Annotated in this window: 21 protein-coding genes and 1 pseudogene; 11 read left to right on the top strand and 11 right to left on the bottom strand. The window is 49.5% G+C overall.

The genetic code is table 11. From position 1 onward, the window contains the following. Positions 1-55 precede the first annotated feature (55 nt). Positions 56-610 (top strand): D-alanyl-D-alanine dipeptidase, encoded by a 555-nt coding sequence (gene ddpX / locus IEW74_RS02230; protein ID WP_188660867.1) that lies wholly within the window; start codon positions 56-58, stop codon positions 608-610. Here the strand turns inward: ddpX and IEW74_RS02235 are convergent. Continuing rightward, positions 607-1,458 (bottom strand): LysR substrate-binding domain-containing protein, encoded by an 852-nt coding sequence (locus IEW74_RS02235; RefSeq protein WP_188660870.1) that lies wholly within the window; start codon positions 1,456-1,458, stop codon positions 607-609. The two genes, ddpX and IEW74_RS02235, sit on opposite strands and share 4 nt — an antisense overlap. A gap of 125 nt (positions 1,459-1,583) precedes the next feature. On the opposite strand from IEW74_RS02235, the gene IEW74_RS02240 reads away from it, so the two are divergent. The 3 genes from IEW74_RS02240 (at position 1,584) to IEW74_RS02250 (ending at position 4,612) form a co-directional block, all read left to right on the top strand. Next, positions 1,584-2,774 carry a YbfB/YjiJ family MFS transporter gene (locus IEW74_RS02240; RefSeq protein WP_188660872.1) on the top strand — a complete coding sequence of 397 codons (1,191 nt, stop codon included), beginning with the start codon at positions 1,584-1,586 and terminating at the stop codon, positions 2,772-2,774. Positions 2,775-2,840: 66 nt separating this feature from the next. Continuing rightward, entirely contained in the window at positions 2,841-3,944 is a 1,104-nt protein-coding gene (locus IEW74_RS02245) for an ion transporter (protein WP_188660875.1), read from the top strand. After that, the gene (locus IEW74_RS02250) at positions 3,941-4,612 is read left to right on the top strand and encodes an HAD family hydrolase (RefSeq protein WP_188660878.1); all 672 of its coding nucleotides are present in this window, start codon (positions 3,941-3,943) and stop codon (positions 4,610-4,612) included. The genes IEW74_RS02245 and IEW74_RS02250 overlap by 4 nt, the downstream gene beginning before the upstream one ends. Here the strand turns inward: IEW74_RS02250 and thpR are convergent. Genes thpR through IEW74_RS02265 form a run of 3 tightly spaced genes read right to left on the bottom strand, consistent with a single transcriptional unit; the run spans position 4,596 to position 6,851 of the window. Continuing rightward, positions 4,596-5,141 (bottom strand): RNA 2',3'-cyclic phosphodiesterase, encoded by a 546-nt coding sequence (gene thpR / locus IEW74_RS02255; protein ID WP_188660881.1) that lies wholly within the window; start codon positions 5,139-5,141, stop codon positions 4,596-4,598. The two genes, IEW74_RS02250 and thpR, sit on opposite strands and share 17 nt — an antisense overlap. 19 nt (positions 5,142-5,160) lie before the next feature. Beyond that, positions 5,161-6,204 (bottom strand): NADP(H)-dependent aldo-keto reductase, encoded by a 1,044-nt coding sequence (locus tag IEW74_RS02260; protein WP_188660884.1) that lies wholly within the window; start codon positions 6,202-6,204, stop codon positions 5,161-5,163. Beyond that, positions 6,204-6,851 carry an arylesterase gene (locus IEW74_RS02265; RefSeq protein WP_188660887.1) on the bottom strand — a complete coding sequence of 216 codons (648 nt, stop codon included), beginning with the start codon at positions 6,849-6,851 and terminating at the stop codon, positions 6,204-6,206. Before IEW74_RS02265 ends, IEW74_RS02260 begins: the two co-directional genes overlap by 1 nt. On the opposite strand from IEW74_RS02265, the gene IEW74_RS02270 reads away from it, so the two are divergent. The 4 genes from IEW74_RS02270 to IEW74_RS02285 all read left to right on the top strand — a co-directional run bounded on the left by IEW74_RS02270 (position 6,850) and on the right by IEW74_RS02285 (position 12,592). Then, positions 6,850-7,554 (top strand): ABC transporter ATP-binding protein, encoded by a 705-nt coding sequence (locus tag IEW74_RS02270; RefSeq protein ID WP_188660890.1) that lies wholly within the window; start codon positions 6,850-6,852, stop codon positions 7,552-7,554. The genes IEW74_RS02265 and IEW74_RS02270 overlap by 2 nt on opposite strands. Beyond that, positions 7,551-10,055 carry an ABC transporter permease gene (locus IEW74_RS02275; protein ID WP_188660894.1) on the top strand — a complete coding sequence of 835 codons (2,505 nt, stop codon included), beginning with the start codon at positions 7,551-7,553 and terminating at the stop codon, positions 10,053-10,055. Before IEW74_RS02270 ends, IEW74_RS02275 begins: the two co-directional genes overlap by 4 nt. A gap of 111 nt (positions 10,056-10,166) precedes the next feature. Continuing rightward, positions 10,167-10,883 (top strand): Bax inhibitor-1/YccA family protein, encoded by a 717-nt coding sequence (locus IEW74_RS02280; protein WP_188660897.1) that lies wholly within the window; start codon positions 10,167-10,169, stop codon positions 10,881-10,883. 140 nt (positions 10,884-11,023) lie between these two features. Beyond that, on the top strand, positions 11,024-12,592 hold the full coding sequence (locus tag IEW74_RS02285; protein ID WP_188660900.1) for a carbon-nitrogen hydrolase family protein: 1,569 nt from the start codon (positions 11,024-11,026) through the stop codon (positions 12,590-12,592). 68 nt (positions 12,593-12,660) lie between these two features. Here IEW74_RS02285 and IEW74_RS02290 read toward each other — a convergent pair whose 3' ends face one another. From IEW74_RS02290 to IEW74_RS02320, 7 genes are all read right to left on the bottom strand, one after another. Continuing rightward, positions 12,661-13,902 (bottom strand): phenylacetate--CoA ligase family protein, encoded by a 1,242-nt coding sequence (locus tag IEW74_RS02290; RefSeq protein WP_188660903.1) that lies wholly within the window; start codon positions 13,900-13,902, stop codon positions 12,661-12,663. A gap of 47 nt (positions 13,903-13,949) precedes the next feature. After that, on the bottom strand, positions 13,950-14,777 hold the full coding sequence (locus IEW74_RS02295) for an ABC transporter ATP-binding protein (protein WP_188660906.1): 828 nt from the start codon (positions 14,775-14,777) through the stop codon (positions 13,950-13,952). 154 nt (positions 14,778-14,931) lie between these two features. After that, on the bottom strand, positions 14,932-16,206 hold the full coding sequence (locus IEW74_RS02300) for an ABC transporter substrate-binding protein (protein ID WP_188660909.1): 1,275 nt from the start codon (positions 16,204-16,206) through the stop codon (positions 14,932-14,934). A gap of 110 nt (positions 16,207-16,316) precedes the next feature. Beyond that, entirely contained in the window at positions 16,317-17,408 is a 1,092-nt protein-coding gene (locus IEW74_RS02305) for a branched-chain amino acid ABC transporter permease (protein WP_188660912.1), read from the bottom strand. 4 nt (positions 17,409-17,412) lie between these two features. Then, the gene (locus IEW74_RS02310; protein ID WP_188660916.1) at positions 17,413-18,306 is read right to left on the bottom strand and encodes a branched-chain amino acid ABC transporter permease; all 894 of its coding nucleotides are present in this window, start codon (positions 18,304-18,306) and stop codon (positions 17,413-17,415) included. Positions 18,307-18,319: 13 nt separating this feature from the next. Beyond that, positions 18,320-20,254 (bottom strand): long-chain fatty acid--CoA ligase, encoded by a 1,935-nt coding sequence (locus IEW74_RS02315; RefSeq protein ID WP_188660919.1) that lies wholly within the window; start codon positions 20,252-20,254, stop codon positions 18,320-18,322. 1 nt (position 20,255) lies between these two features. Then, positions 20,256-21,071 (bottom strand): ABC transporter ATP-binding protein, encoded by an 816-nt coding sequence (locus IEW74_RS02320; RefSeq protein ID WP_188660922.1) that lies wholly within the window; start codon positions 21,069-21,071, stop codon positions 20,256-20,258. Positions 21,072-21,353: 282 nt separating this feature from the next. On the opposite strand from IEW74_RS02320, the gene IEW74_RS02325 reads away from it, so the two are divergent. From IEW74_RS02325 to IEW74_RS02335, 3 genes and pseudogenes are all read left to right on the top strand, one after another. Next, entirely contained in the window at positions 21,354-23,393 is a 2,040-nt protein-coding gene (locus IEW74_RS02325) for a PAS-domain containing protein (protein WP_188660925.1), read from the top strand. Between the two features lie 91 nt (positions 23,394-23,484). After that, positions 23,485-24,207, top strand: a complete 723-nt coding sequence (locus IEW74_RS02330; RefSeq protein ID WP_188660927.1) for a response regulator — start codon at positions 23,485-23,487, stop codon at positions 24,205-24,207. Positions 24,208-24,375: 168 nt separating this feature from the next. Beyond that, positions 24,376-24,736, top strand: a pseudogene (locus tag IEW74_RS02335) (IS982 family transposase); the annotation flags it as partial.

Here is a 24,736-nt window from a genome sequence, read left to right on the forward strand (position 1 = left end):
AAAGATCTCCGGCTTCTTATACTGTGAAAACCGTTTAACCTTCAAGGTTGGCAATATGGCCCTTATCGAAATTACCGAAGAAACCCACAACGTCATTCTGGATTTGAAATACGCCACAACCGATAATTTCACCAACGCGCCTGTTTACACAAATCCCCATTGCTACTTGCATGAAGAAGCAGAAGAACTGCTGCGCAACGCCATTGTCCTTGCCCAACCGTTTGGCTATCGCTTTCGCATTTTCGATGCCTTTCGCCCATCTGAAGCCCAATGGGCCTTGTGGAACCACACCCCGGACCCGGAATTTCTGGCAGACCCACGGCGTGGTTCCCCCCATTCACGGGGGGCCGCCATTGACGTAACCCTGACAGACGAAAATGGAAACGATCTGGATATGGGCACAGGCTTTGACGCCTTCACACCGCTGTCCCACCACGGCAATATGGAAGTGTCCATCGAGGCACAGAAAAACCGCTGCCTGTTAATGGGCATTATGACCACGGCTGGTTGGGATTTTTTCCGCAATGAATGGTGGCACTATCAACTGTTTAATGCCCGCCGCCTGCCTGTTTTCAGCGATACCACCTTGCCAAATCCAATGATGGCTTAAGCGGCTTCCACCTCCGAACAATGCGTTGCCAGTTCCAGCAAGGTCTTCATGGGTTTTGTCTGAATGGTGGATTTATTGCAGATCAGATAGGTCTGCACCAATGCGATATCATCGGGAACAAGTGAGATTGAGATATCGCTCGATAAATTGCGTGCGACTTCTTCGGGCAAAAGTGTAATGCCCAAACCGGCAGAAACGCAGCCGATAATCCCTTCCTGTGTGCCAAATTCCATAACCTTATAGGGCAAACGCCCTTCACGGCGCAGCCATTCTTCGGCACGCGCACGATAGGCACACCCTTGTCGATAAACCAAAAGCGTATTATCCGGGGCACTGCCTGTGGCACTGACCAGAACCAAACGTTCTGTAAAAAACGGATATTGCACAATATCGTCACTTTGCACCGCACTACCCACAATCGCACAATCAAGCTGATGATTCAGAACCTGCGCAATCATTTCGTCCGTTGTTCCGGTGCACACCGACAATTGTGTGCGGGGCTGGCGTTTATGAAATTCCTTTAACAGACGGGGCAGGCGAACCGCCATTGCCGTTTCCATCGACCCCAGTGACAAGGTGCCGCCATCTTCCACACTGGCCCGCACGGCCCGGCTGGCTTGGCGTTCCATATCCAGTAAACGATAGGCATGATCCAGTAAGACACGGCCCTGACTGCTCAGTTCCATCCCCCGGCTTTTGCGCAAAAACAAACTGACCCCAAGTTCTTCTTCCAGTTTTTTAATGCGCGCGGTCACATTGGATTGCACACAATGTAATTGCTGTGCTGCGCCCGAAACACTGGCATTTTCTGCAACGGCAATAAAGACTTTCAAGGCTGAAATTTCCATAGGAACATCCTATTATCACTTTTTATGAACGATAGCATCAAAACAAATCATTTGTAATGATTTTTTATTTCCCCTACACTTTGTTCGTCAATCAAACAAAAAAATAAATAGGGTGGTAACACATCATGTCCCAACGTCTGGCAACCTGGAAATTGCTTTGTGCCGGTATCTCGTCGTTAATCCTTGTTATGGGGATTGCCCGCTTTGCCATGACCCCGTTACTGCCCGCCATGCAGGCAGCCACCGGGTTGGGGGATGATGGGGCCGGATTTCTTGCGGCCTCCAACTATGCCGGATATCTCAGCGGCGCTTTATTTGCCAGTCGCTTGCGCGATCCTTTAAAAAAGCTGTTTTATTTCCGCCTTGGTATTGTTTTTGCCGTCCTGACCACCGCCGCAATGGCCCTGAGCGATCATGTTATCATCTGGTCTGTCTTGCGCTATTTCGGCGGATTGACCAGTGCAGCCGGGATGGTCATTGGGACAGCGATTATTTTAGACCACCTGAAACAACGCCATCGTCCCGATTTCATCGGTATTCATTTCAGCGGTGTCGGGTTGGGGGTTGTCCTCAGCGGAACGGTCCTCACCCTGATTGAACCGATTATGAGCTGGGATCAAGGTTGGTTACTGGTCGGGGGCATCGGTTTACTGCTCGCCCTGCCCTGCCTGTTCTGGATGAATGTTCATAACCTGAATACCGCCCCAGCCGCACATGCCGATGCCGTCAGCATGCGTTCCAAACCCATCTTGTTTTTACTCATTTCCTACGGTTTTGCCGGGGCGACTTTCTCAATTGGCACAACCTTTATCATTTCGATTATGGCGCAAAGCCCTTCCTTGTCAGACAGTCGCAACCTCGCCTGGATTTTGCTGGGGGTTGCCTTGGCACCGTCTTGTTATTTCTGGATGCGTAGTGCGGTTAAACTTGGTGATTTCCGCGCCCTGACACTGGCCTATCTGTTGCAGGCGCTCGGTTGTGCCCTGCCTGTGATTTGGCCGTCAACCGCCAGCGCATTGATCGGTGGCTTCCTGTTTGGCGCCTGTTTCATGGGGATCGTCACCGTGGTTCTGGCCCTTGGTGGTAAATTATCACCACACAATCCATCGGCCCTGATCGGAATTTTGGTGGTGTCTTATGGTGTCGGACAAATCGTCGGCCCTGTCTTGGCCGGAATTGCGATGGAAAAAACCGGCTACAGTGAAATCGGATTGTGGAGTGCGGCAGCCTGTAGCCTCTTATCCATCGTCACCTTGGCGGGTAGCCGTTGCCCAGGCGATAAGCCGGTTGAAGAAAACTGTGGCTGTTTAACCTGACAATAACCCTTCTTTCACTTTTTTATCCTACCCTTACCCTGTAAATATAAAAGACAGGGCAAGGGTATGACTGATTTTGACAGACGATCGGGGGCAGATCGACGCACATCTCCCGTTCAGGATCAAAACAAATCCGTTGGACGGCGTGAGAACGATATATTGGATGCGGTCGCCCCTCTGGAACCCAGCTTTCAAGCACAAGGTTACAACCAAACCAGACGCAACCGTATTTTTGAAATTATGGAAGTCGGCAGTCAAAAAGATGTCATTTCCCATGCATTCGATCTCTTCATTATCTGTTTAATCTCCCTGAATGTCCTTGCCGTTATTCTGGAATCTGTTGCCAGCATTCACAAAGACTGGGTGCTGGAATTTGAATATTTTGACCGCTTCAGCGTTTTTATTTTCACCATCGAACTTTTTCTGCGTATCTGGACCGTTGTTGAAAGCCCGGACCCCAAATTTTCACACCCGGTTTGGGGGCGGGTGCGTTATCTTTTCACCTTGAATGCATTGGTTGATATTTTGGCAATTTTGCCATTTTATCTGAGTTTCCTTATGACATTGGATCTGCGTTTTATGCGGGTTCTCAGACTGTTACGGGTCTTTAAACTGACGCATTATTCATCTGCCATGTCCATCATGTTAACCGTCTTGCGCCAAGAAGCCCGCGCTTTCGGGGCGGCTCTGTTCGTTCTGCTTTTATTGATGGTTTTTTCCGCTTCCATGATTTTCCTGTTTGAACATAAGGCCCAGCCGGATGTCTTTTCCAACATCCCCAATTCCATGTGGTGGGCGGTGATTACATTAACCACAGTGGGATTTGGCGATGCCTATCCCATTACGCCAATGGGCAAATTGTTTGGGGCAATGATTTCCATCATCGGGATCGGAATGGTGGCCCTGCCTGCCGGTATTCTGGCCTCGGCTTTTTCCGAACAATTACATCTTCGGCGTGAAAAATATCGTGATCAGGTCAATGATGCCCTGTCCGACGGTGTCTTGACCCACGGCGAAGCCGAACAGTTACGCAAAATTCAAGAAGATCTGGGGATATCTGTGGAAGAAGCTCGCAATATTTTGCATCATAGCGTAAAAGGCAAACTTCATTTTTATGCCCACTGTCCACATTGTGGCGAAAACCTGCAAAAAGACCCATCCAAACCATGAGCAGCACTCCTTTCGACCTAATAATCTTTGACTGTGACGGCGTCCTTGTTGACAGCGAGCTTCTCGCTTCAGACGTTTTGTCTGAAGAACTGGCGCGTCATAATATCGACATTCCACCGCGCGAATGCCGGGACCGTTTCACCGGGTCCAGTCTGAAACGGGTCAAAGAACTGGTCTTTCAAAGTACGGGTATTGAACTCCCCGATGATTTTGAAGAAAACGTGCGCAAACAGGACCGCGATATTTTTGAAAAACGCCTGCGCCCTGTTTCCGGTATCGAAGAAACGCTGGAACTTTTAAACATTCCGGTCTGTGTAGCCTCCAGCGGGTCTATGGAAAAAATCACCCATTCCCTAAAACTGGCGACAATCTATGATCATTTTGCGCCGAATATTTTTTCAGCCGAAATGGTCGCACGCGGCAAACCGGCGCCTGACTTATTCCTGTTTGCCGCTGAAAAAATGGGTGTTGCCCCGGAACGTTGCCTTGTCATCGAAGACAGCCCTGTCGGCGTCAAAGGGGCGTTAAAAGCCGGCATGACCGTCTTTGGTTTTGCCGGCGCATCCCACGCCGGACCGGGTCATGCGGAAATGCTGGATTTAGCCGGGGTTAAAATCTCGTTTCGCGAGATGTTCGCCTTGCCCAACCTGATTAATTTTTATCAATAGAACCATATCGTTCCAGAACGTCATATTCCGCCCCATGTTGTGTCAAATGAGACTGAAACAGGGAAAAATGGGAAACTTTAAAAATTTCCGTTTTAAATCGGTTGTTCTCGCTGATGTAATCCAGCAGCTTTTCTTTTGGAAAACGATTAAGATAAGACAACGTGATATGGGGTTTAAATTTACGCCGTTCCGGTTCCAGCCCTGCACGTTCTAATGCTGTCATAATTTTATGCTGCAAATGACAGAGGGCCACACGGTCCCCCTCAACACCCGTCCACAACACCCGAACCTTGCCCCGGCTTTCAAAACAATCAACCCCTGCTAATTGCAAATCAAACGGGATAAGCTGCAATGTGTTCAGGGCTTCATGCAAATCAGCCGCCTGCACACTGTCCACTTCCCCTAGAAAAGCCAAGGTTAAATGCATATTGCGCGGAGCCACCCAGCGCACATCTTTTAATCCTGTGCACAAGGTGACAACCGCATCACAAACTGCTGAAGGCAGTTCCAGTGCGACAAATAATCTCATGTCCTGCCTCCCTTCCTATTTACGGGGCCGGATTGGGAAAGCTTCTGTGAACCGCATCAATATCGGCCAGTACATCGTCGGACAACGTCAGTTCATAGGCATCAATATTGCTTTTCAACTGTTCCATCGTTGTCGCGCCGATAATCGACGCCGTGACAAAATTCTTGGATTTCAAAAAGGCCAGCGACATTTGGCTGAAATCCAAACCATGTTTTTGGGCCACCTCTGCATATCCTTGCGTTGCGTCCAGACCGCGCGGTTTGGTATAACGTGAATAACGATCCGGCCAAAGGGTCAGACGCGCACCTTGTGGTTCTGCACCATTTAGGTACTTACCACTCAGCGTTCCACACCCCAAGGGCGAATACCCCAGTAAGCCAACCTGTTCGCGCACAGCAAATTCGGACAAGCCAATTTCAAAAGAACGGTTGAGCAGGTTATAGGGGTTTTGGATAGATGCTATCCTTGGCCAGCCGTTTTTCTCCGCCAATGCCAGATATTGGGACACACCCCACGGTGTTTCGTTGGATACCCCGATATGGCGCACCTTGCCTTGTTCCACCAGTTTCGCAAGGGCCGACAAGGTTTCCTCAATCGCGACCGCATCCGAATAGTCCGCATTGTTGGGGAAATCCAATTGCCCGAAACAATTCACCGGGCGCGATGGCCAATGAATTTGATACAAATCGATATAATCCGTTTTCAGACGCTGCAAACTGTGATCACAGGCGGTTAAAACTTCGGCCTCGGTCAAACGTTTGGCGTCATCACGGATATATTTAAACCCACCCGGTCCAATCACCTTGGTTGCCAGCACGATCTCGTCACGCTTGGCGCTTTTTTCAAACCATGTTCCGATCACCCGTTCGGTATCTGCATAGGTTTCCTTGCGCGGGCTGATGGGATACATTTCCGCCACATCAAAGAAATTCACCCCGCGTGAAACGGCGTAATCCATCTGTTCATGGCCTTCGGCTTCGCTGTTTTGTTCGCCCCACGTCATTGTGCCCAGACAAACAAGGCTGACGTCAATATCGGTGCGTCCCAGTTTTCTATATTCCATTAATTCATTACCTTTTTGATATGGGGAAGGAGACGTTCTACAATAATCGCAACGCCGTCTGCATTGGGATGAATACCGTCTTCCTGATTCAAATCCGCAATCCCGGCCACCCCTTCAAGAAAAAAGGGATATAGGGCGACCCCATGCTTTTTGGCAAGACGGGGATAAATTGCATTGAATTCCTGACCATAATCGCCACCCAGATTGGGTGGTGCCAACATACCGGTCAATAAAACTTTCATGCCGCGATCTTTTAAATTCTGTAAAATGCCATCAAGATTTTTTTCTGTCAGTTTTGGGTCCAGACCACGCAAACCATCGTTTGCCCCCAACTCCACAATCACCATATCGGGATTATCCACCAAGGCCCAGTTCAGACGCGCCAGACCGCCTTTGGTCGTATCCCCCGACACCCCGCCATTCATCACTTTGATATCTCGGTCCGGGAAATTATGATTAAGTGATTGTTGCAGTTGAACCGTAAACCCCTGATTTTGATCCAACCCGTATCCAGCCGTCAAACTGTCGCCCAGTGCCAGAATTTTAAAATCATCCGCCCATGCATGGACAGACACCATATTGACAAGGCCAAAGATCAGGACAAATCTGATAAGAACTGTTTTTATTGAAAATAGGCCCTGTTTCATGGACAAAACTCCCGCGCTACGTTTAACCGACATTCATCTTAAACTGGCCAGTCAGGCTGGTCACGTCAATATCCTGCGGGGAATTGATTTGGAAATTAACCAAGGGGAAACCGTTGCCATTGTCGGTCCCAGCGGGTCGGGCAAATCTTCCCTGATGATGGTGGTTGCCGGGTTGGAACGCGCAACAAACGGCAAAATTGAAATTGCCGGTCAAGATGTCACCCATTTTGATGAAGATCGTTTTGCCCTGTTTCGACGCGATCAAATCGGCATTGTCTTTCAGGATTTTCATCTGGTTCCGACCATGACCGCCTTGGAAAATGTCGCTATTCCGTTGGAATTTGCCGATATCGCCAATCCGTTTGATGTGGCCCGCCAACAACTTGAAGCCGTCGGTTTATCGCACCGAATAGATCATTATCCCTCGCAACTTTCCGGCGGGGAACAACAACGCGTTGCCCTTGCACGTGCCTGTGCAACAAACCCTGCGTTGTTATTGGCTGATGAACCCACCGGTAATCTGGATGGGGAAACCGGAAAAAAGATTATGGACCTGTTACTGGGTCGTCATAAAGCCCAAAAAAACACGTTGTTGCTGATTACCCATGATCCCAAACTCGCTGATAAATGTGACCGCATTGTCCGGGTCAAGGACGGCTTGATCGTTGAAAACATCCAGACACAAAAGGCCGTTGCGCAATGACCAACTGGACCCATGCCTTTCGTCTGGCCCGGCGCGAACTGCGCAGCGGCACCCAAGGGTTTCGCATTTTTCTGGCGTGCCTGATTTTGGGTGTGGCGACAATTGCCGCTGTATCCTCCCTGAACCTGTCCATTTCCGATGGATTGGCGCGTGATGGTAAAATTTTGCTGGGGGGCGATATCGACCTGCGCCTGTCCGGTCGCACCATTGATGATGACCAACGCGACTATCTGAGCAGCTTTGGTCAGCTTTCCCACGTCAGTGAACTGCGTGCAATGGCCCAAGGCGAGGATAAACGCCTGTTGGTGGAACTCAAGGCCGTTGATATACTCTACCCACTGGTGGGCCAAGTCCAAACCAACGGGGCCAGCCCTTTTGACAGTGCCATGAATTCCGCACAAGCGGTAGTGGATCAGGAAGTTCTCAACCGCCTGCAAATAAACGTCGGTGACACAATAAAACTGGGGGAAGCCACCCTGTTTATTGCCGATGTGTTGAAAAAAGAACCGGACCGCATTGCTTCCGTCATCAATTTTGGGCCGCGTGTTCTCATTTCACAGCAAACTTTGGATCAAACCAAACTGTTACAGCCCGGCAGCGTTGTGCGCCATCATTACCGCCTGTTACTGGACGATCCAAATCAGGCTATCGGTTTTGAAGAGAAACTAAAAGAGACTTTCCCCGAAGCCGGATGGCGCATTCGCACGCCCGATAATGCGGCCCCCGGTGTGGAAAACTTTATTGATCGTCTCGCCCTTTTCCTCAGTTTCGTTGGCTTTACCACTTTATTGATCGGCGGGGTTGGTGTCAGTGCCGGGGTGCGTGATTACCTGAATGGCAAAACCGCCACCATCGCGACCTTTAAATGCCTCGGGGCCTCCAGCGATATTATTTTTGGTACCTATCTCGTTCAAATCACCCTGATCTCTTTAATCGGTATCTCAGTCGGTCTGATTTTGGGGGGGGCTGCCCCATTAATCGCAGCGCAGATCGGGTCCAGCCTGTTTCCCGTTGTCCCGCATGGGGCACTTTATCCCGGTGCCCTTCTCAGTGCCGCCGCCTTTGGTATTTTGACCGTCATGGCCTTTGCCTTCTGGCCTCTGGGTCGGGTACAAAATGTTGCGGCCAGTGCGCTTTTTCGTGATAAAGTGACACCGATCACCGCAGAACCTGCCCGTAAATACAAGATATATTCTTATGGGGCTGCCGGATTATTAATTTTATTAACACTTGCAACTGCACATCGCCTTGATTTTGCGATTGTGTTTGTCGTTGTGGCTGCATTGGTTCTTTTAATCTTGAAACTTGCCGGACGCCTGACCGCCACATTGGCACAAAAGACCCCGCATCTGGGCCATACCGGCATGCGCCTTGCTATTGCCGCCCTGCACCGCCCCGGCACCACGGCCCCTGCTGTTATTCTCTCCCTCGGGCTTGGTCTGTCCGTTCTGGTCGCTGTCACCCAGATTGATCAGAACCTGCGCGGACAAATCAGTGACGAACTCCCCAAACAGGCACCGACTTTCTTTTTTATTGATATTCAAAGTGATCAGGCAGACGCCTTCGATCAGGCCCTGCAAACCATCGACGGAACCTCACAGTATAAACGGGTGCCCTCTTTGCGCGGACGCATCACCCAGATTGACGGCGTGGATGTGGATAAAGTCAACATCGACAGTCAGTCCCAATGGGCGGTGCGTGGGGATCGCGCGTTGACCTATGCCCGTGAACCTGCCGAAGGATCCAAAATAATCAAAGGCGAATGGTGGCCTGCCGATTATCAAGGTGCCCCACAAATATCGTTGGATGCAGGCCTCGCTAACGGATTTGGGGTAGAAATCGGTGACAGTCTGACCGTGAATGTCTTGGGGCGCAATGTAACGGCTGAAATTACCTCCTTGCGCGAGATTAACTGGAAATCCCTGCGTTTTGATTTTGCCATTATCATGTCCCCCGGCCTGTTGGAACACGCCCCGCATTCCCATATCGCCGCCATTCATGCCAATGATCAAGCGGCCCCTGATATTGAACAAAAACTCGCCCGTGGTTTTCCCAATGTTTCCATCATTCGGGTAGAAGAGGCACTTAATTCCGCACGCAATATCATGGATGGGATTTCCAGTGCCATTGGCGTTGCCGCCAGCCTGACCGTCATGGCCGGTGCCCTTGTGTTGGCGGGTGCAATGGCATCGGGTCGCCAGCAACGCATTTATGAGGCCGTTGTCTTCAAGGTCTTGGGGGCGACACGGGCAAAAATGCTACAGGCCTATTTAATCGAATACAGCGTCCTTGGCCTTGTCACCGGTGTCATCAGCGCCATTGTCGGAAGTCTGGCGGCCTGGGGTGTCATCACCTTTTTGATGGATATGAACTGGCGCTTTCATCCCCAAGGTGTGATTCTCACCTTGGGCATCTGCCTGATTTTAACCATCGCCGCCGGATTCATCGGTACATGGAACGCTTTAAGCGAAAAGGCCGCGCCCCACTTGCGCAATGAATAGGAAATCGGTGCAATTCTATCCGGTTTCCCTTGCATTGCGGGAATTTCATGACATATTAGGTGGTAACAAATTCATTTTGATTGAGTCTTAATAGCTCCAACGAGGATTCAAATGCAATTCGGTAATGACCGTCAATCCATGTCGCACGCTGAAGCACGCGTTTCACAGTATGACGTGGGCCTACGCAAATATATGCTGGGTGTCTATAACTACATGGCTGCGGCCCTTGCCTTAACCGGTATTGTGGCCATGCTGGCCTCTACATCAGCGCCCCTGATGCAAACTGTTCATGGAACACCGCTGAAATGGGTTGTGATGCTGGCGCCGCTTGGCTTCGTCTTTTTCCTAAGCGCCCGCATCCATAAAATGTCCAACCAAGCCGCGCAAATGACCTTCTGGGCCTTTGCCTGTCTCATGGGTCTGTCCCTGTCCTATATCTTTCTGGCATACACCGGGACAAGCATTGCGCGGACCTTCTTTGTGACAGCCGTTTCTTTCGGCGCACTCAGCCTGTACGGGTACACAACCAAGCGTGACCTGTCCGGAATGGGCACATTCCTGTTTATGGGTGTGGTCGGTTTGATCCTGGCATCGCTGGTGAACCTGTTCCTGCAAAGCTCCATGATGCATATGGTGATCTCTGCCATTGGTGTCCTGTTGTTTGCCGGTCTGACCGCCTATGACACACAACGCATCAAAGATATCTACAACGAACTTGATTCGTCCGATATCGCTGGCAAGAAAGCCATTATGGGTGCTTTGACGCTCTATCTCGACTTCATCAACATGTTCATGTTCCTGCTCTCATTCCTGGGCAATCGCGAATAATCGAACATGATCAAGAGATAAAAGAAGAAGCCCGGCAATTACCGCCGGGCTTTTTTTATATCTGTTCTATAATCCCACTTGCGCCTTTCAAAAGCACTGCCATACTCCTTTCAAATACACTGCCTTATGAGGAACCGATCATGGTTGCGACCAAAAAAAACCAAGAAAGCCAACCCAAACTGATTGTGCGCAATACACAACACAGCGATATCAAACGCATTCAAAAACTGTGTAAAAAAGTCTATCCCGATATCCCGGCTTACTCCGCCGCAGAGATTAAAGCCCAGATTCAGAAATTCCCGGAAGGCCAGTTCGTTGTTTTGTTTGAAAACGACATTGTGGGTTTTTGTGCCACTTGCCGCCTGCCTGAAAATCTGGCTTTTTCCAAACACGACTGGGAAAGCATCACAGGAAACGGCTATGCTTCGCGCCACGATCCAAAGGGTGATTGGCTTTATGGCATTGAAATTTTGGTCGATCCCGATATGCACGGCAATCGCATCGGACAACGCTTGTATAATGAACGGAAGAACCTGTGCCTGAACCTCAGCCTGAAAGGCATTGTCTTTGGCGGACGTCTGCCCAACCTTGCCAAACGTTGGAAAAAAGTCGGCAGTGCAGAAGCTTATATTGAACTGGTTCAATCCAAAAAATTGCGCGACCCTGTACTGGGGTTTCAGCTGCGCAATGGCTTTGAACCCATCGGTGTTTTGCCCAAATATTTTCCCACAGACCATGAATCGATGGGCTATGCCGCCCATATGGTTTGGCGCAATATCAAATATGTTGATGATCCCATTCGCGAAACCGATCAACAACGCGGACGCACGATTAAAACGGTTCGGGTCTCGATCGTGCAATACCAGCAACGCAAACTGACATCTTTTGAAGAATTTGCCACGCAAGTCGAATATTTCGTCGATGTGGTTGCCGATTACAAGGCGGACTTTGTCCTTTTTCCCGAACTGTTCACCCTGCAATTGCTGTCGATTGAAAATCAGGAAATTCCGGCGTCCAACGCCATTGAAACACTGACCAAATATACAGAACCGCTGAAGAAACTACTTTCCGAACTCGCCGTTTCCTACAATATTAACATTATTGGCGGATCACACCCCACCCGGGACGAAGACGGCAATATCCTTAATATCTGTTATGTCTGTCTGCGCGATGGGTCCATTCATCAACAGGCCAAAATCCATCCCACGCCCAATGAGCGTTATTGGTGGAATATCGAAGGCGGGAACGAGCTGCAAACCATTATGACTGATTGCGGCCCGATCGGCGTTCTCATTTGCTATGACAGCGAATTTCCAGAACTCGCCCGTCATCTGGTGGATCAGGGGGCCGAAATTTTGTTTGTGCCGTTTTGTACGGACGAACGCCAAAGCTATATGCGGGTACGTTATTGTTCACAAGCGCGTGCTGTTGAAAACCAGTGTTTTGTGGCTATGGCCGGAAATGTCGGCAACCTACCCAACGTGGCCAATATGGATATCCAATATGCCCAAAGCAGCATTTTAACCCCCTGTGATTTCCCCTTTGATCGTGACGGGATTGCCGCCGATACCACACCAAATGTGGAAATGGTCGCATTTGCCGACCTCAGACTGGAAGATTTACGCCAAGCCCGCCATAGCGGAACTGTCCAGAACCTGAAAGATCGCCGCTTCGATTTATACGCAACTCATTGGAAGAAAAAATCCTAAGGGATAGTCCATAAACAAAAGCCCCTGAAAATATCCTCAGGGGCTTTTGTTTAATGCATCAGATTTGTTTATTCATAGGTCCGGATATCGTCGATAACCTTACCATCATTGGCCAAGCTGCCCGGGGCAACAAATTCAATACCGCCGCGCAATTTACAAATTGTTTGCACCGTCTCGCCAATGGCTTTTGCCAAATCATCCGTACCGTTTTCCACTTCGCATTGCAGGGTCATGGCATCGCGGTTGTCTGCATTTGTCACAACCAGACGGCCTTTTTGAATTTCAGCAAAACTTTTCACCACCTGATTGACTTGGCCCGGATGGACAAACATGCCTTTGACCTTGGTGGTTTGATCAGCACGACCCATCCAGCCTTTAATGCGCATGTTTTTACGTCCGCACGGGCTTTCGCCTGCCAGAACAGCCGATAAATCACCTGTGCCGAAACGGATCAACGGATAGGCTTGTGACGTCAGGTTTGTGACCACCACTTCCCCCACTTCACCTTCTGCAACCGGATCGTTGGTACCGGGACGCACGATTTCAACCAAAACGCCTTCATCCACAATCAGCCCCTCACGTGCCGGTGATTCATAGGCAATCGCGCCAATATCTGCCGTTGCATAAACCTGACCAACCTTGATACCGCGTCCTTCAAACCAATCACGCACCGATGGCGGCAAGGCTTCGCCTGTCACCAAGGCCTTGTTCATAAAGCTGGTATCAATCCCCGCACCATCACATTTTTCCAGCAAAATACGCAGGAAAGACGGTGTGCCGCAGTACCCATTCGGTTTTAAGTCACGCAGGATTTCAAGCTGTTGTTCCGTATTGCCCGGCCCGGCAGGAATAACAGCACAGCCCAAGGCACGTGCCCCGCCTTCCACAATAAAACCACCCGGCGTCATATGGTAAGATAACGTATTTAAAACCACATCACCTTCACGAAATCCGGCGGCATGAAACGCGCGCGCCGTGCGCCAATAATCCGGCTGGCGCCCTTCCGGGTCATAAATCGGCCCCGGTGATTGAAACAAACGGCCAATCAGACCCGTTCCTTGCGCCGTCATTCCCCCAAACGGCGGCAATTCACGTTGTTTCGTGACAAGATCAGATTTACGTGTTACCGCAATACCCGCCAGTACATCGCGATTGATAGATTGCGGATCAATGTCTTTTAGAAGATCCGTAAAAAACGAGGCATTGGCTTTCGCATGAGTAAGCTGTGTGGAAAGCTGGGCGAACTGTTCCTTTTCGCGCTGCGCCTGATCGCGTGTTTCCAGTTCGTCGTAATAGTGTTGGTCGCTCATGGTTTTACCCTGTAGTTATCTTTTTTGGCCTGAGTGCTGAGTCTGATTTACAGCCAACGCTTACGACGTTTGTAGGATTTCAGGTTCTTGAAGGATTTGCGTTCTTCACCGCCACCACCGAGATAGAATTCTTTGACATCTTCGTTGCTGAGCAGTTCTTCGCGCGTGCCATCCAGAACGACTTTTCCGGATTCCATAATATACCCGTAATCACAGTGCTTCAGGGCCATATTGGCGTTCTGTTCCACCAGCAACATGGTAATGCCCAGTTCTTTGTTCAAAGTGCGGATAATTTCAAACACTTCTTTCACCAGCAAAGGCGACAGACCCATGCTCGGTTCATCCAGCAAAATCATATCAGGCTTGGACATAATCGCACGGCCAATTGCCAACATTTGCTGTTCCCCGCCCGACAGATAACCTGCCAGACCGGTCCGTTCTTTCAAACGCGGGAAATAATGGAAAACTTTTTCAATATCGGCCTTGATCTCGGCATTACTGTCTTTTCGGGTATAGGCACCCAGACGCAGGTTTTCAATGACCGTCATATCTTCAATAATCCGGCGGCCTTCCATAACCTGAAAGATCCCGTCACGCACAATCTGATCCGGGCTGCCGTTGGCAACGTTCTTCCCATTGTAAATGACTTCGCCACGGGTCACTTCGCCGTCTTCGGTTCCCAAAAGACCGGAAATCGCTTTCAATGTGGTTGATTTGCCCGCACCGTTTGGCCCCAACAAAGTCACCAGTGCACCTTTTGGTACATCCAGAGAGACACCACGCAGAACCAGAATAACCTCGTTATAAACAACTTCGATGTTGTTTACACTCAGCATCAGGTCTGCATTGTCATTTGCTATAGCTGCCTCTGCCATCGTTTTTTCCTTTTTCCCTGCTTGCCCGCGAAAAATTCGAGCGATTTGTTTTTATAAAATGGATAAATCAATAAATTTAAATTTTTGAGGGTATCGGAGGCCCCGGACAAATCGTCCTGTCCGGGGACACTCCAACACCTCAGGAAGGTAAACCTTAGAGGCCAAGCCACTCGGGCTTACGCTCCAATTTCGCATCGAACAATTTTGTCATGCCGATTGTGCCGTCTTTCAACAGTTCGGGAACAGACTTGCTCGGGTCAACTTCACCTTTTACGTTGGCTTGGTAGACATAAACATCCATGTGACCACGGTGGTCTTCCGCTGTCCACGTGCCTGCCGGGCAAACGCCTTCAAGACCAGCCGGTACCCAGTTTGCTGTCTGGTACATGCCTTTTTTGATGTTGTCGCCGGTGATGCCACCATTTTTGGCAGCCCATTCCATTGCTTCTTTCATGTAGAAGAAGGAACAAACGCCACGCATATAGTGTACGGGGTGGTGTTCTTCATTTGAACCGGCTGCGTTGATTTCTTTCACCAGTTTCATGCCCGGAACATCCGCACCATAAGCTGCTGCACCCATCGGGAAGACAACGCCGTCTGCTGCAGCACCAGCCGCTTTCATTACGTTTTCGTCCATACCCCACACGTTGGTTACAAACTGAACGCCAGCACCGACAGATTTACACGCTTTCAAAAGCGCAATACCAGAGCCGCCTGTGTTTGCAAGGTAAGCGTAGTTTGCACCAGACTCTTTCAATGTCAGGCATTGTGCTTTGAAATCACCCGGTTTCATTGAATAAATAATGTCGTTGCCAACTTCGAAACCAAGTTCTTCTGCATAGCCTTTCGCCGCTTTTTTCGCAGCGTTCGGATAAGGGTGGTTGTCGCCCATGTAAACGAACTTCGGCTTGGCAATGCCTTTTTCTTTGGCATCAGCTGCCGCCCACTGAATTACAGCGCGCGCACCGTCAGAATAAGACGGACCGGCAAAGAAGTTATAAGGTGCACCTTTTTTCACATGCTCGGATTTACCTGTCGGATCCTGCAGGTGAGCAGAATAAGACGCAGAGTAGTAAGGGATTTTGTCACGGCTTACGAAACCAACCAAAGCTTCGGTATCCGCAGTTCCCCAACCTTGGATAACCTTAACGCCTGCTGATTTCCATGATTTGTACTGGGCAATCGCACGCGGTGCAGCGTAGGCATAATCGACTGTGTCCAGATCAATTTCCATACCGGCAATACCGCCGTGTTTGTTCAAGTATGCTGCCGCATCCTGTTTGCCTTGTGTAAACGGCTTGGAAACAGAAGCGGTCGGACCTGTCAAGTCAGCCAAGTTGGCAATCAAAACTTTGTCAGCTGCCAGTGCAGAACCGGCAAAAGCAACCGCCGTTGTTGTGGCCAACAGGCCTGAAAGTAATTTGCGCATGAAATGCGTCTCCCTTTATTAAGTTAACCTTCCTGAAGAGGTGATCCGGGGCGTTTGGTCTTGCTTTTATCGCCCCACAGTATTCACGTAACGATTTCTCGTTATCGAGCTTAGTAAGAGAAGGGATAAAGCTTCCAATAAGCTTTAATCATCCGCCAGCGGTGTGCCAATCCGTCCGGTTCAAAGATAAGGAACAGGACGATTGCCAAACCGATGACCATCTCTTTCATAAAGTTAATACCTTCGGTAATTGCCGGAATGTTACCCCAGTCGGTGGAGGTAATCATACCCGCCGCCCCTTGCATAACTTCAGGCAATAAGACCATGAAGGCTGTTCCCATCAGGGAACCCATCACACTGCCCAATCCCCCAATAATGATCATGCCGATAAATTGGATGGAAAGAAACAGGTTGAAACTTTCTACAGATACATATTGCAGATAATGCGCGAACAAAGCGCCTGCGATCCCGGCATAGAAAGAAGAAATACCAAAGGACAAGACACGGTACCATGTCAGGTTAATGCCCATGACTTCTGCAGACAAGTAGTGGTCACGCACCGCAACAAAGGCACGGCCATCACGCGAACGCATCAGGTTTGCTGCCAGAATGTACATGGCAATCATATAGAACAGAACGACGTAATAATAACTACGGTCCCCGGACAACTGAAAACCAAACAGTTCGAAAGGATTTGCCAAAGCACCAGCAGACCCCCCTGTGAACCAATCGGCACGGGCAAAGAAATCTTCCAGAATGAACTGAGATGCCAAAGTCGCAATCGCAAGGTACAGACCTTTAATACGCGCCGCCGGCATCCCGAACAACATCCCGATTGCCATTGTCAGCACACCCGCCAACGGAATGGAGAAAAAGACCGGAATAGAGAAATCATTGTTCATCCAAGCCGAAGCAAATGCACCGAACCCGAAGAATGCGGCATGGCCCAATGAAATTTGACCGGTAAAGCCCACCAGAATGTTCAGCCCCAAAGCCCCGATCGACAAATATCCAATTTGGATCATCAAGGTCAGGATTGTCGGGCTTACCAGTGAAAATTCACCAAATTGCAACGGCGCAACAACGCACAGTAACACACCTAGAAGAGCAAACTTCTTGGACATAGGGGTCGGAAAGATGGTTGTGTCTTTCTCGTAAGTCGTGCGGAATTCCCCGCAACGCATCATATTATAACCAGCCATCTAATTACACTCGCTCAATATCTTTTGTGCCAAACAAGCCGTACGGTTTAATCATCAGGATAATGACCAATACATAGAACGGCGCGATCGTGTACAGGTTACCCACATGGAACCATTGACTATCGGTAAATTCTGCAAAGTTTTCTAACAGACCGATAATAATCCCGCCGACGATTGCCCCGATGATGGAGTCAAGACCGCCAAGGATTACCGCCGGGAATACTTTAATCCCGATGAAGGCCAAGGTGTCGGACACCCCGTTTACAATCCCGATAACCACACCGGCAACCGCAGAAACAACCGCAGAAATTGCCCATGCCATCGCAAATACGTTTTTAACCGAAATACCCAAAGATTGAGCAACCTGTTGGTCAAACGCTGTCGCACGCATGGCAAGACCGTGTTTGGATGTTTTAAAGAACCATGCAAAACCGACCATGATAAACAGCGATATCACAAGGCTCATGATATAGGCCGTTTGCACCTGGAAGCCGAGGAACTCAACCGTTTGCGTATCAAATACACGTGGGAACGGCTGAACGTTTACACCAAACATCCATTTCATGCTGGCCTGGAAAAACAGGCTCAGACCGATGGTCACCATGATGACGGAAATAATCGGCTCGCCAATCATCGGGCGCAGGACAATCACCTGCAAGGCAATCCCGAATACGGTCATAAAGCCCAATGTAAAGAGGAAGCCCACGATGAACGGCAGTTCCCAAGTGGTCAAGAACCACCAGCAGACCCACGCCCCGATCAGAAGAAATTCCCCTTGGGCAAAGTTTACAATTTGTGTCGATTTATAGATTAGAACGAAGCACATCGCGACCACGCCGTATAAACAGCCGATGATCAGCCCGTTCATAAGCAGCTGGATAAGCAGATCCCAGTTCATTTATCGTCCTCCCTTATTCAGCCGCAGCTTTATTTGTTTGAATTGATGCACCGTCCATTGTTTCCACAACCAGGTCGGTGACGATGCGTGATTTGGATCCATCTTGGAACTGGATCATCGTGTCGATATGCACTTCCGGCTTATCTTCATAAATCGCATCGATAATATCTGCGTACTTTTCTGCAACCACTTTACGGCGTACCTTGCGGGTACGGGTCAGTTCGCCGTCATCGGCATCCAACTCTTTGTAAAGCAGAACGAATTTTTTGATTTGCTGCGCTTCGGGCAGCGTCTCATTGACTCTTTCAATCTCTTTTTTCACGGCCTGATAAATCGGCGGCAATGAAGAAAGGTTTGTATAGTTGGTAAAGGTAATCTGATTTTGTTCCGCCCATTTGGAAACAATGGAGAAACGGATACAGATCATAGCCGACAGATACGGACGGTCTTTACCCAAAATAACGGCTTCCGCCACAAACGGAGAGAACTTGAGTTTATTCTCGATAAATTGTGGGGAGAAACGAATCCCGGTTGACGTTTCCGCCAAATCCTTGATCCGGTCGATCACAACCAAATGACCGTTTTCTTTCTTGAAGTAACCGGCATCGCCAGTATGCATCCAACCGTCACGAACGTCTTCCTTGGTTGCTTCTTCGTTTTTGTAGTAACCGAGGAACATACCGGAGTTGCGCGAAACAATTTCGCCCACACCTTCTTCATCCGGGTTGATGATTTTGATTTCGGCATTATCAAACGGGAAACCGACCGAATCGAAATCAATGTCATCGCCCCGGTGGATGGTATAAGCACCCGCCATTTCTGTTTGACCGTACAACTGTTTCAACGGCACACCCATTGCGAGGAAGAAACGGAACGTATCCGGCCCCATCGCCGCACCGCCGGTTGCCGCAGAACGTAAGTTGGTGAAACCAAGACGGTCACGCAACGCACGGAACAAGATAAAATCAGCCAACTTGGAACGACGGCCCTGATCCAGTGCTTCTATCCCCAGCTTCATCCCCCATTCAAACATTTTCTGTTTAAACTTGGTGGAATCCATCATACGGGCACGCACATCAGCCGCAATATTTTCCCAAACACGCGGAGCCAGCAAAACGAAGCTCGGTCCGATTTCACGCAGATCGGCCATCATGGTTTCCGGTTCTTCCACAAAGTTTACGATCACGCGGGCAATCAAGGCCTGAGAAACCACATAAACCTGTTCCATAATCCACGGTAACGGCAGAACCGACACATAATTATCGCCCGGCATACGCCCATCGGCACGCAAATAAGCCAGCGAATGATCCAAAAACGGACCGGACTGCAACATGGTCAGTTTCGGACTGGATGTCGTCCCGGACGTTGTACATAAAATGGCAACATCGTCATCTTTGCCCTGGTCGACCAGTTCGTCATAAAGCTTGGGATTCTTTTTCAAGGCATCCGTTGCAATTTCTTTGAGTTTTTCCTGATCAATCAAACGCGGATCATCGTACTTACGCATGCCGCGTGGATCGCAATAAACGATATGCTTGATGGAAGTGACGTCTTCCAGTTCCAGCAGTTTATCGACTTGTTCCTCGTCTTCGGCGATGACGATTTTTGTTTCAGCGTAGTTGATCAAATAGGACGCTTCCGGTCCCAATGAATCTTCATAAATCCCCATCGACATGGACCCGATTGCCTGTGCAGCAACCTCACCCCACACCCATTCGGGACGGTTTTTACCCAGCAGGCCGACCGTATCGCCCTTGCCGCAACCCAGTACATGCATACCAACAGCCAGAAGCTTCACTTCTTCCTGATAATCTGCCCATGTGTATTCATTCCAGATACCGAATTCTTTTTCGCGCATGGCGATTTCATTCGGCCAGTTCTGTGCATTGTAACGCAAAATCTTGGGGAAAGTATTATGCGTTTTGATGTCGCAATACTGTTCGCTCATCTTATGCCACCTCATCGGATGCATTTTCGTCAGCGTCGTCTTCTTCACCGAGGTAAGCACGCTTAACGTAATCGTTGCTCATAATTTCATGCGGCAGACCTTCGGCGATATTCTTACCGAAATCCAACACCATGACGCGTTCGGAAATATCCATAACAACGCCCATATCGTGTTCGATCATAATAACGGTCATGCCCCATTCCTCGTTGAGATCAACGATATAGCGCGCCATATCCTCTTTCTCTTCCAGGTTCATCCCGGCCATCGGTTCGTCCAGCAAAATCAGGTCAGGACGCAAAGCAACGGCACGCGCCAACTCAACACGTTTGCGCAGACCGTATGACAATGTACCGGCAACGGATTTACGAATATGGGAGATTTCCAAAAAGTCGATAATATCTTCAGCTTCGCGGCGATGGATCAATTCTTCTTTTTGCGCGCCACCAAACCAGTATATACCACCGGACAGGAAATTGTTTTTCATCAGGTGATGACGACCAACCATGATGTTATCCAGAACAGACATATGCGCAAACAGCGCAAGGTTCTGGAATGTCCGCCCCATACCCAGTTCGGCACGGTGGTTCGGGGTCATCTTGGTGACTTCCTGGCCTTTAAATTTAATAGACCCTTCCTGCGGTGAATACCGCCCGGAAACACAGTTCAATAACGATGTTTTCCCCGCTCCGTTCGGACCGATGATGGAAAACAGCTCACCTTTGTTCACATTGAAACTGACATTGCTGAGCGCACGGACACCGCCGAAACGCAAGGAAATGTCGTCGACTTCCAATATGGGCGTGGTTTGCCCTGTCATGTATTTTCTCCCCGTCACATCGGCCCCTTATTTTTGAGAAGGCCGTTCTTTCTTGCTTATTTACAGCGCCTTATTTGATATCACCAAATTAGTTTCCAGCGAAACAAAAAGCGCAACGTTCACGTAAACGTCTTATTCGACTGTGTAGAGGCTACCTGAAAACTGTGAAGGGTCAATGCAGAGACATTCAAGAAGCGGATAAACATTGTAAAGGAATGTAAAGTTCGCCCCATCAAATCCTCTTTTCGCTAGCCTAAATATAAGTTAAAAACGGATATGATTATGGCGAAAGCGAATAAAATCGTTAATAAACAGCTGCTTAATAAATTGGAAGCGCCCTCTTTAGATGCGCAACAATGGGCGTTTGTCCAAACCGGGCTTGAGCATCTCGATGATGGTTTTTCTATTTATGACGCGGATTTAAAGCTGGTTGCCTGGAATTCCAAGTTTTTTGAACTGACCGATTTCCCGATGGAGGGATTCGCATACTACGGTGCACCGTTTGAAGATTTCATCCGATATAATGCCGAGCGCGGTGAATATGGTCAATTTCCCGTTAAAGATATCATCGAAGATAAAGTCGCAGAAGCCCGTAAGTTCCTGCCCCATACAATGGAACGGGAACGCCCCAACGGCATGATCCTTGAAGTACGCGGTAACCCCATTCCCGGCGGCGGCTTCGTCACCGTTTACAAAGACATCACCGAACGTAAGATGGCCGAACGGGCCTTGCGTCAAGCCAATGACGAATTGGAAGCGCGTGTTCAAAAACGCACGGCTGAACTTAAAAACGCCTTGGATGCCTTAAAAATTTCCGAAGAACAAATTCGCCTGATCGCCGATACGGTTCCGGCCTTGATCGGTTATGTTAACCGGGATTTGACCTATTCCTTCGCCAACCGCCAATATCAGGAATGGTTCGGACGCACCCCGGCCCAAATCGTCGGGCGCACCGCGCAAGAAGTTTTAGGCATAAAAGTATATCGCGAACATCTGCCTTGCATTCGGGCGGCCTTGCGCGGGGAACGCGCCTCTCGTGAATTTGTGCTGAATGTTGCTGAAAATAAAGAACTGCATGTTCTGGTCTCTTTCATCCCGCATATGACCGATGACAATCAAGTTCATGGCTATTTCGTTCTCGGTCAGGACGTCACCGATGTGCGCACCGCCGAATTCAAATACCGCCAAGCCCAAAAAATGGAAGCCATCGGTCAATTAACCGGCGGCCTGTCCCATGATTTCAACAACCTGTTGACCATCATCGTCGGCAACCTGTCCGTTTTGGAAGAAGAAGAAGAAGAAAATTCCGAAACGATGGACCTTGTGTCACCTGCTTTGGATGCCGCACGGCGCGGCGCCGACCTGGTCAAACAGCTTTTGGCCTTTGCCCGGCGCCAACCTTTAAAACCCCGCATCAGCAACACGGGAGAGCTGATCAACGGCATGAAAGAACTGGTTGCGCGTGCCGTGGGTTCCCAGATCGACACACATATGCATATCAACCAGAATATCTGGCCCGTCCTGATCGATCCCTACCAATTGGAAAACGCAATCCTCAATCTCGCCATCAACGCGCGTGATGCCATGAACGGTGCCGGTAAATTGGGGATTTATGCGGAAAACGTCACCTTGAAAAATGTCTTTTCCGATCGCAGTGTCGATCTGACACCGGGCGATTATGTGGTGATTTCAGTGCGCGATAACGGTTCCGGCATGTCACCTGAAATTATCGAACGCATTTACGAGCCCTTTTTCACCACAAAAGAAAAAGGACCGAACAGCGGTCTCGGCCTTTCCACCATTTACGGGTTTGTGCGTCAATCCAACGGTCAGTTACAGGTCGAAAGCACACCGGGCGAAGGCACAACCTTCCGCCTTGTCTTGCCGCGCAGCACCAAAGTCGGGGAATATGAACCCATCGCCCAGCGCGCCACCAACCTGCCCAAGGGAACAGAACGTATCCTGTTGGTCGAAGATGATCCCGGCGTGCGCGGATTTGCCACCAACAGCCTGCGCCGTCTCGGTTACGATGTGGTTGCCGCCAGCGATGGGGGCGAGGCTCTGAGCATTCTGGAACGCGACCCGGAATTTGATCTGTTGTTTTCAGATATCGAAATGCCCGGCGGTATAAACGGTATTGAACTTGCCACACAGGCACGCACGTTAATTGCAGACCTGCCTTTGTTGTTTATGTCGGGCTATCCCGATAAGGTCATGGATCAAACCGGTCTTATTCAGGATGAACTGGACTTGATCGCCAAACCGTTCGAACGTCAGGAAATCGCCACACGGGTTCGCAAGGCATTGGACCGAAACGACTGAGTCCTCTCGTTTTTTTGAGCTTTGCAGGGGGGACAACATCGGTTAAAATCCCGCCAACCTATAAAAATGCAATAATAAAGTCAGGGAAGAAATGACAGATACGGGCCATATTCTGGTTGTTGATGATGAACCGCATATTTGCTCGCTGGTTGAACGCTGTTTAACCGGTGTCGGCTTTCGTGCCTCTTCTGCCTCCAGCGGGCAGGAAATGAAGGAAAAAATCGCCAAGGGCGATGTGGATATGGTTGTTCTTGATCTGATGTTACAGGGCGAAGACGGTCTTGATCTGCTGCGTGAAATCCGTCAACAAAACCATATTCCCGTTATTATTCTGACCGGAATGGGCGAAACCGCCGATATGGTCATCGGTCTGGAACTGGGCGCTGACGATTACATTTCCAAACCGTTTGAACCACGCGAACTGCGCGCACGCGTGCGCAGCGTCCTGCGCCGGGCCAAAGGCAACGCGCAATCCACGCCGAAAGGTGAAGATATCTCTGAAATGCGTTTTGCCGGCTGGGTGCTGGACCGTATGGCACGTAAACTGATTGATCCGCAAGGCGACGAGTCACCTTTGACGGCAGCGCAGTTTGACCTGCTCTGCGCCCTCGCCAGCCACCCCAACCGGGTGCTGAGCCGTGATCAATTGCTGGATTTGGCCCGTGGACGGGAATCGTCCCCCTTTGATCGCTCCATCGATGTTCATATCGGCCACCTGCGCCAAAAAATCGAAACCGACCCCAAAGACCCCACCATGATCAAAACCGTCTATGGCGCCGGCTATATCTTTACGCCGAATGTAACAGTGCGTTAAAGGACTAGAAACGGGGAAATAGGTAGCTGTCACCGGTTACATTAGAACCAAAAACGTAATTTAACGCGGATACGGGATAAGGGATTTATTAAGTTATTGATTCACAAGTATAAGGTGATGGGAGTAGGCTATTTATAGCTACAAAAACGGCCTACAATGGAGGTATCCATGGTTCCCATCGAAGAGATTTTCTGTGAGATCGACGATTTCTGCAAGCGTTTCTTTCCTGCTTTTGAACGCGGTCTCCTTCCTAAAGAAGAAGGAAGTAAACGTCTACGAGCCAGCCGCATGAATGCCAGTGAGATCATGACTATTCTGATCTTGTTTCATCTCAGTCATTATCGTGATTTCAAGAATTTTTATCTTGATTGCGTTCATCGGCAATTATCCAGTTATTTCCCTAACCTTCTCGCATATAATCGTTTTGTGGAAATTCAGGGGCGTGTATTTCCTGCTTTTTGTGCGTTTCTCAAATCGAAAACAGCCTTACCAACAGGACTGTATTTTGTTGATAGCACGACTTTGAGCG

The sequence above is a fragment of the Terasakiella brassicae genome, assembly GCF_014641495.1.
In the GTDB taxonomy this organism is placed as follows: domain Bacteria; phylum Pseudomonadota; class Alphaproteobacteria; order Rhodospirillales; family Terasakiellaceae; genus Terasakiella; species Terasakiella brassicae.

Excerpts from the sequence above, each read along its gene's own strand:
- IEW74_RS02325 (WP_188660925.1), top strand. The coding sequence starts at position 21,354 with ATGGCGAAAGCGAATAAAATCGTTAATAAACAGCTGCTTAATAAATTG.
- IEW74_RS02310 (WP_188660916.1), bottom strand. The coding sequence starts at position 18,306 with ATGAACTGGGATCTGCTTATCCAGCTGCTTATGAACGGGCTGATCATC.
- IEW74_RS02275 (WP_188660894.1), top strand. The coding sequence starts at position 7,551 with ATGACCAACTGGACCCATGCCTTTCGTCTGGCCCGGCGCGAACTGCGC.
- IEW74_RS02285 (WP_188660900.1), top strand. The coding sequence starts at position 11,024 with ATGGTTGCGACCAAAAAAAACCAAGAAAGCCAACCCAAACTGATTGTG.
- IEW74_RS02250 (WP_188660878.1), top strand. The coding sequence starts at position 3,941 with ATGAGCAGCACTCCTTTCGACCTAATAATCTTTGACTGTGACGGCGTC.
- ddpX (WP_188660867.1), top strand. The coding sequence starts at position 56 with ATGGCCCTTATCGAAATTACCGAAGAAACCCACAACGTCATTCTGGAT.
- IEW74_RS02240 (WP_188660872.1), top strand. The coding sequence starts at position 1,584 with ATGTCCCAACGTCTGGCAACCTGGAAATTGCTTTGTGCCGGTATCTCG.
- IEW74_RS02315 (WP_188660919.1), bottom strand. The coding sequence starts at position 20,254 with ATGAGCGAACAGTATTGCGACATCAAAACGCATAATACTTTCCCCAAG.
- IEW74_RS02290 (WP_188660903.1), bottom strand. The coding sequence starts at position 13,902 with ATGAGCGACCAACACTATTACGACGAACTGGAAACACGCGATCAGGCG.
- IEW74_RS02245 (WP_188660875.1), top strand. The coding sequence starts at position 2,841 with ATGACTGATTTTGACAGACGATCGGGGGCAGATCGACGCACATCTCCC.
- IEW74_RS02320 (WP_188660922.1), bottom strand. The coding sequence starts at position 21,071 with ATGACAGGGCAAACCACGCCCATATTGGAAGTCGACGACATTTCCTTG.
- IEW74_RS02280 (WP_188660897.1), top strand. The coding sequence starts at position 10,167 with ATGCAATTCGGTAATGACCGTCAATCCATGTCGCACGCTGAAGCACGC.
- IEW74_RS02295 (WP_188660906.1), bottom strand. The coding sequence starts at position 14,777 with ATGGCAGAGGCAGCTATAGCAAATGACAATGCAGACCTGATGCTGAGT.
- IEW74_RS02270 (WP_188660890.1), top strand. The coding sequence starts at position 6,850 with ATGGACAAAACTCCCGCGCTACGTTTAACCGACATTCATCTTAAACTG.
- IEW74_RS02330 (WP_188660927.1), top strand. The coding sequence starts at position 23,485 with ATGACAGATACGGGCCATATTCTGGTTGTTGATGATGAACCGCATATT.
- IEW74_RS02260 (WP_188660884.1), bottom strand. The coding sequence starts at position 6,204 with ATGGAATATAGAAAACTGGGACGCACCGATATTGACGTCAGCCTTGTT.
- IEW74_RS02235 (WP_188660870.1), bottom strand. The coding sequence starts at position 1,458 with ATGGAAATTTCAGCCTTGAAAGTCTTTATTGCCGTTGCAGAAAATGCC.
- IEW74_RS02300 (WP_188660909.1), bottom strand. The coding sequence starts at position 16,206 with ATGCGCAAATTACTTTCAGGCCTGTTGGCCACAACAACGGCGGTTGCT.
- IEW74_RS02265 (WP_188660887.1), bottom strand. The coding sequence starts at position 6,851 with ATGAAACAGGGCCTATTTTCAATAAAAACAGTTCTTATCAGATTTGTC.
- IEW74_RS02305 (WP_188660912.1), bottom strand. The coding sequence starts at position 17,408 with ATGGCTGGTTATAATATGATGCGTTGCGGGGAATTCCGCACGACTTAC.
- thpR (WP_188660881.1), bottom strand. The coding sequence starts at position 5,141 with ATGAGATTATTTGTCGCACTGGAACTGCCTTCAGCAGTTTGTGATGCG.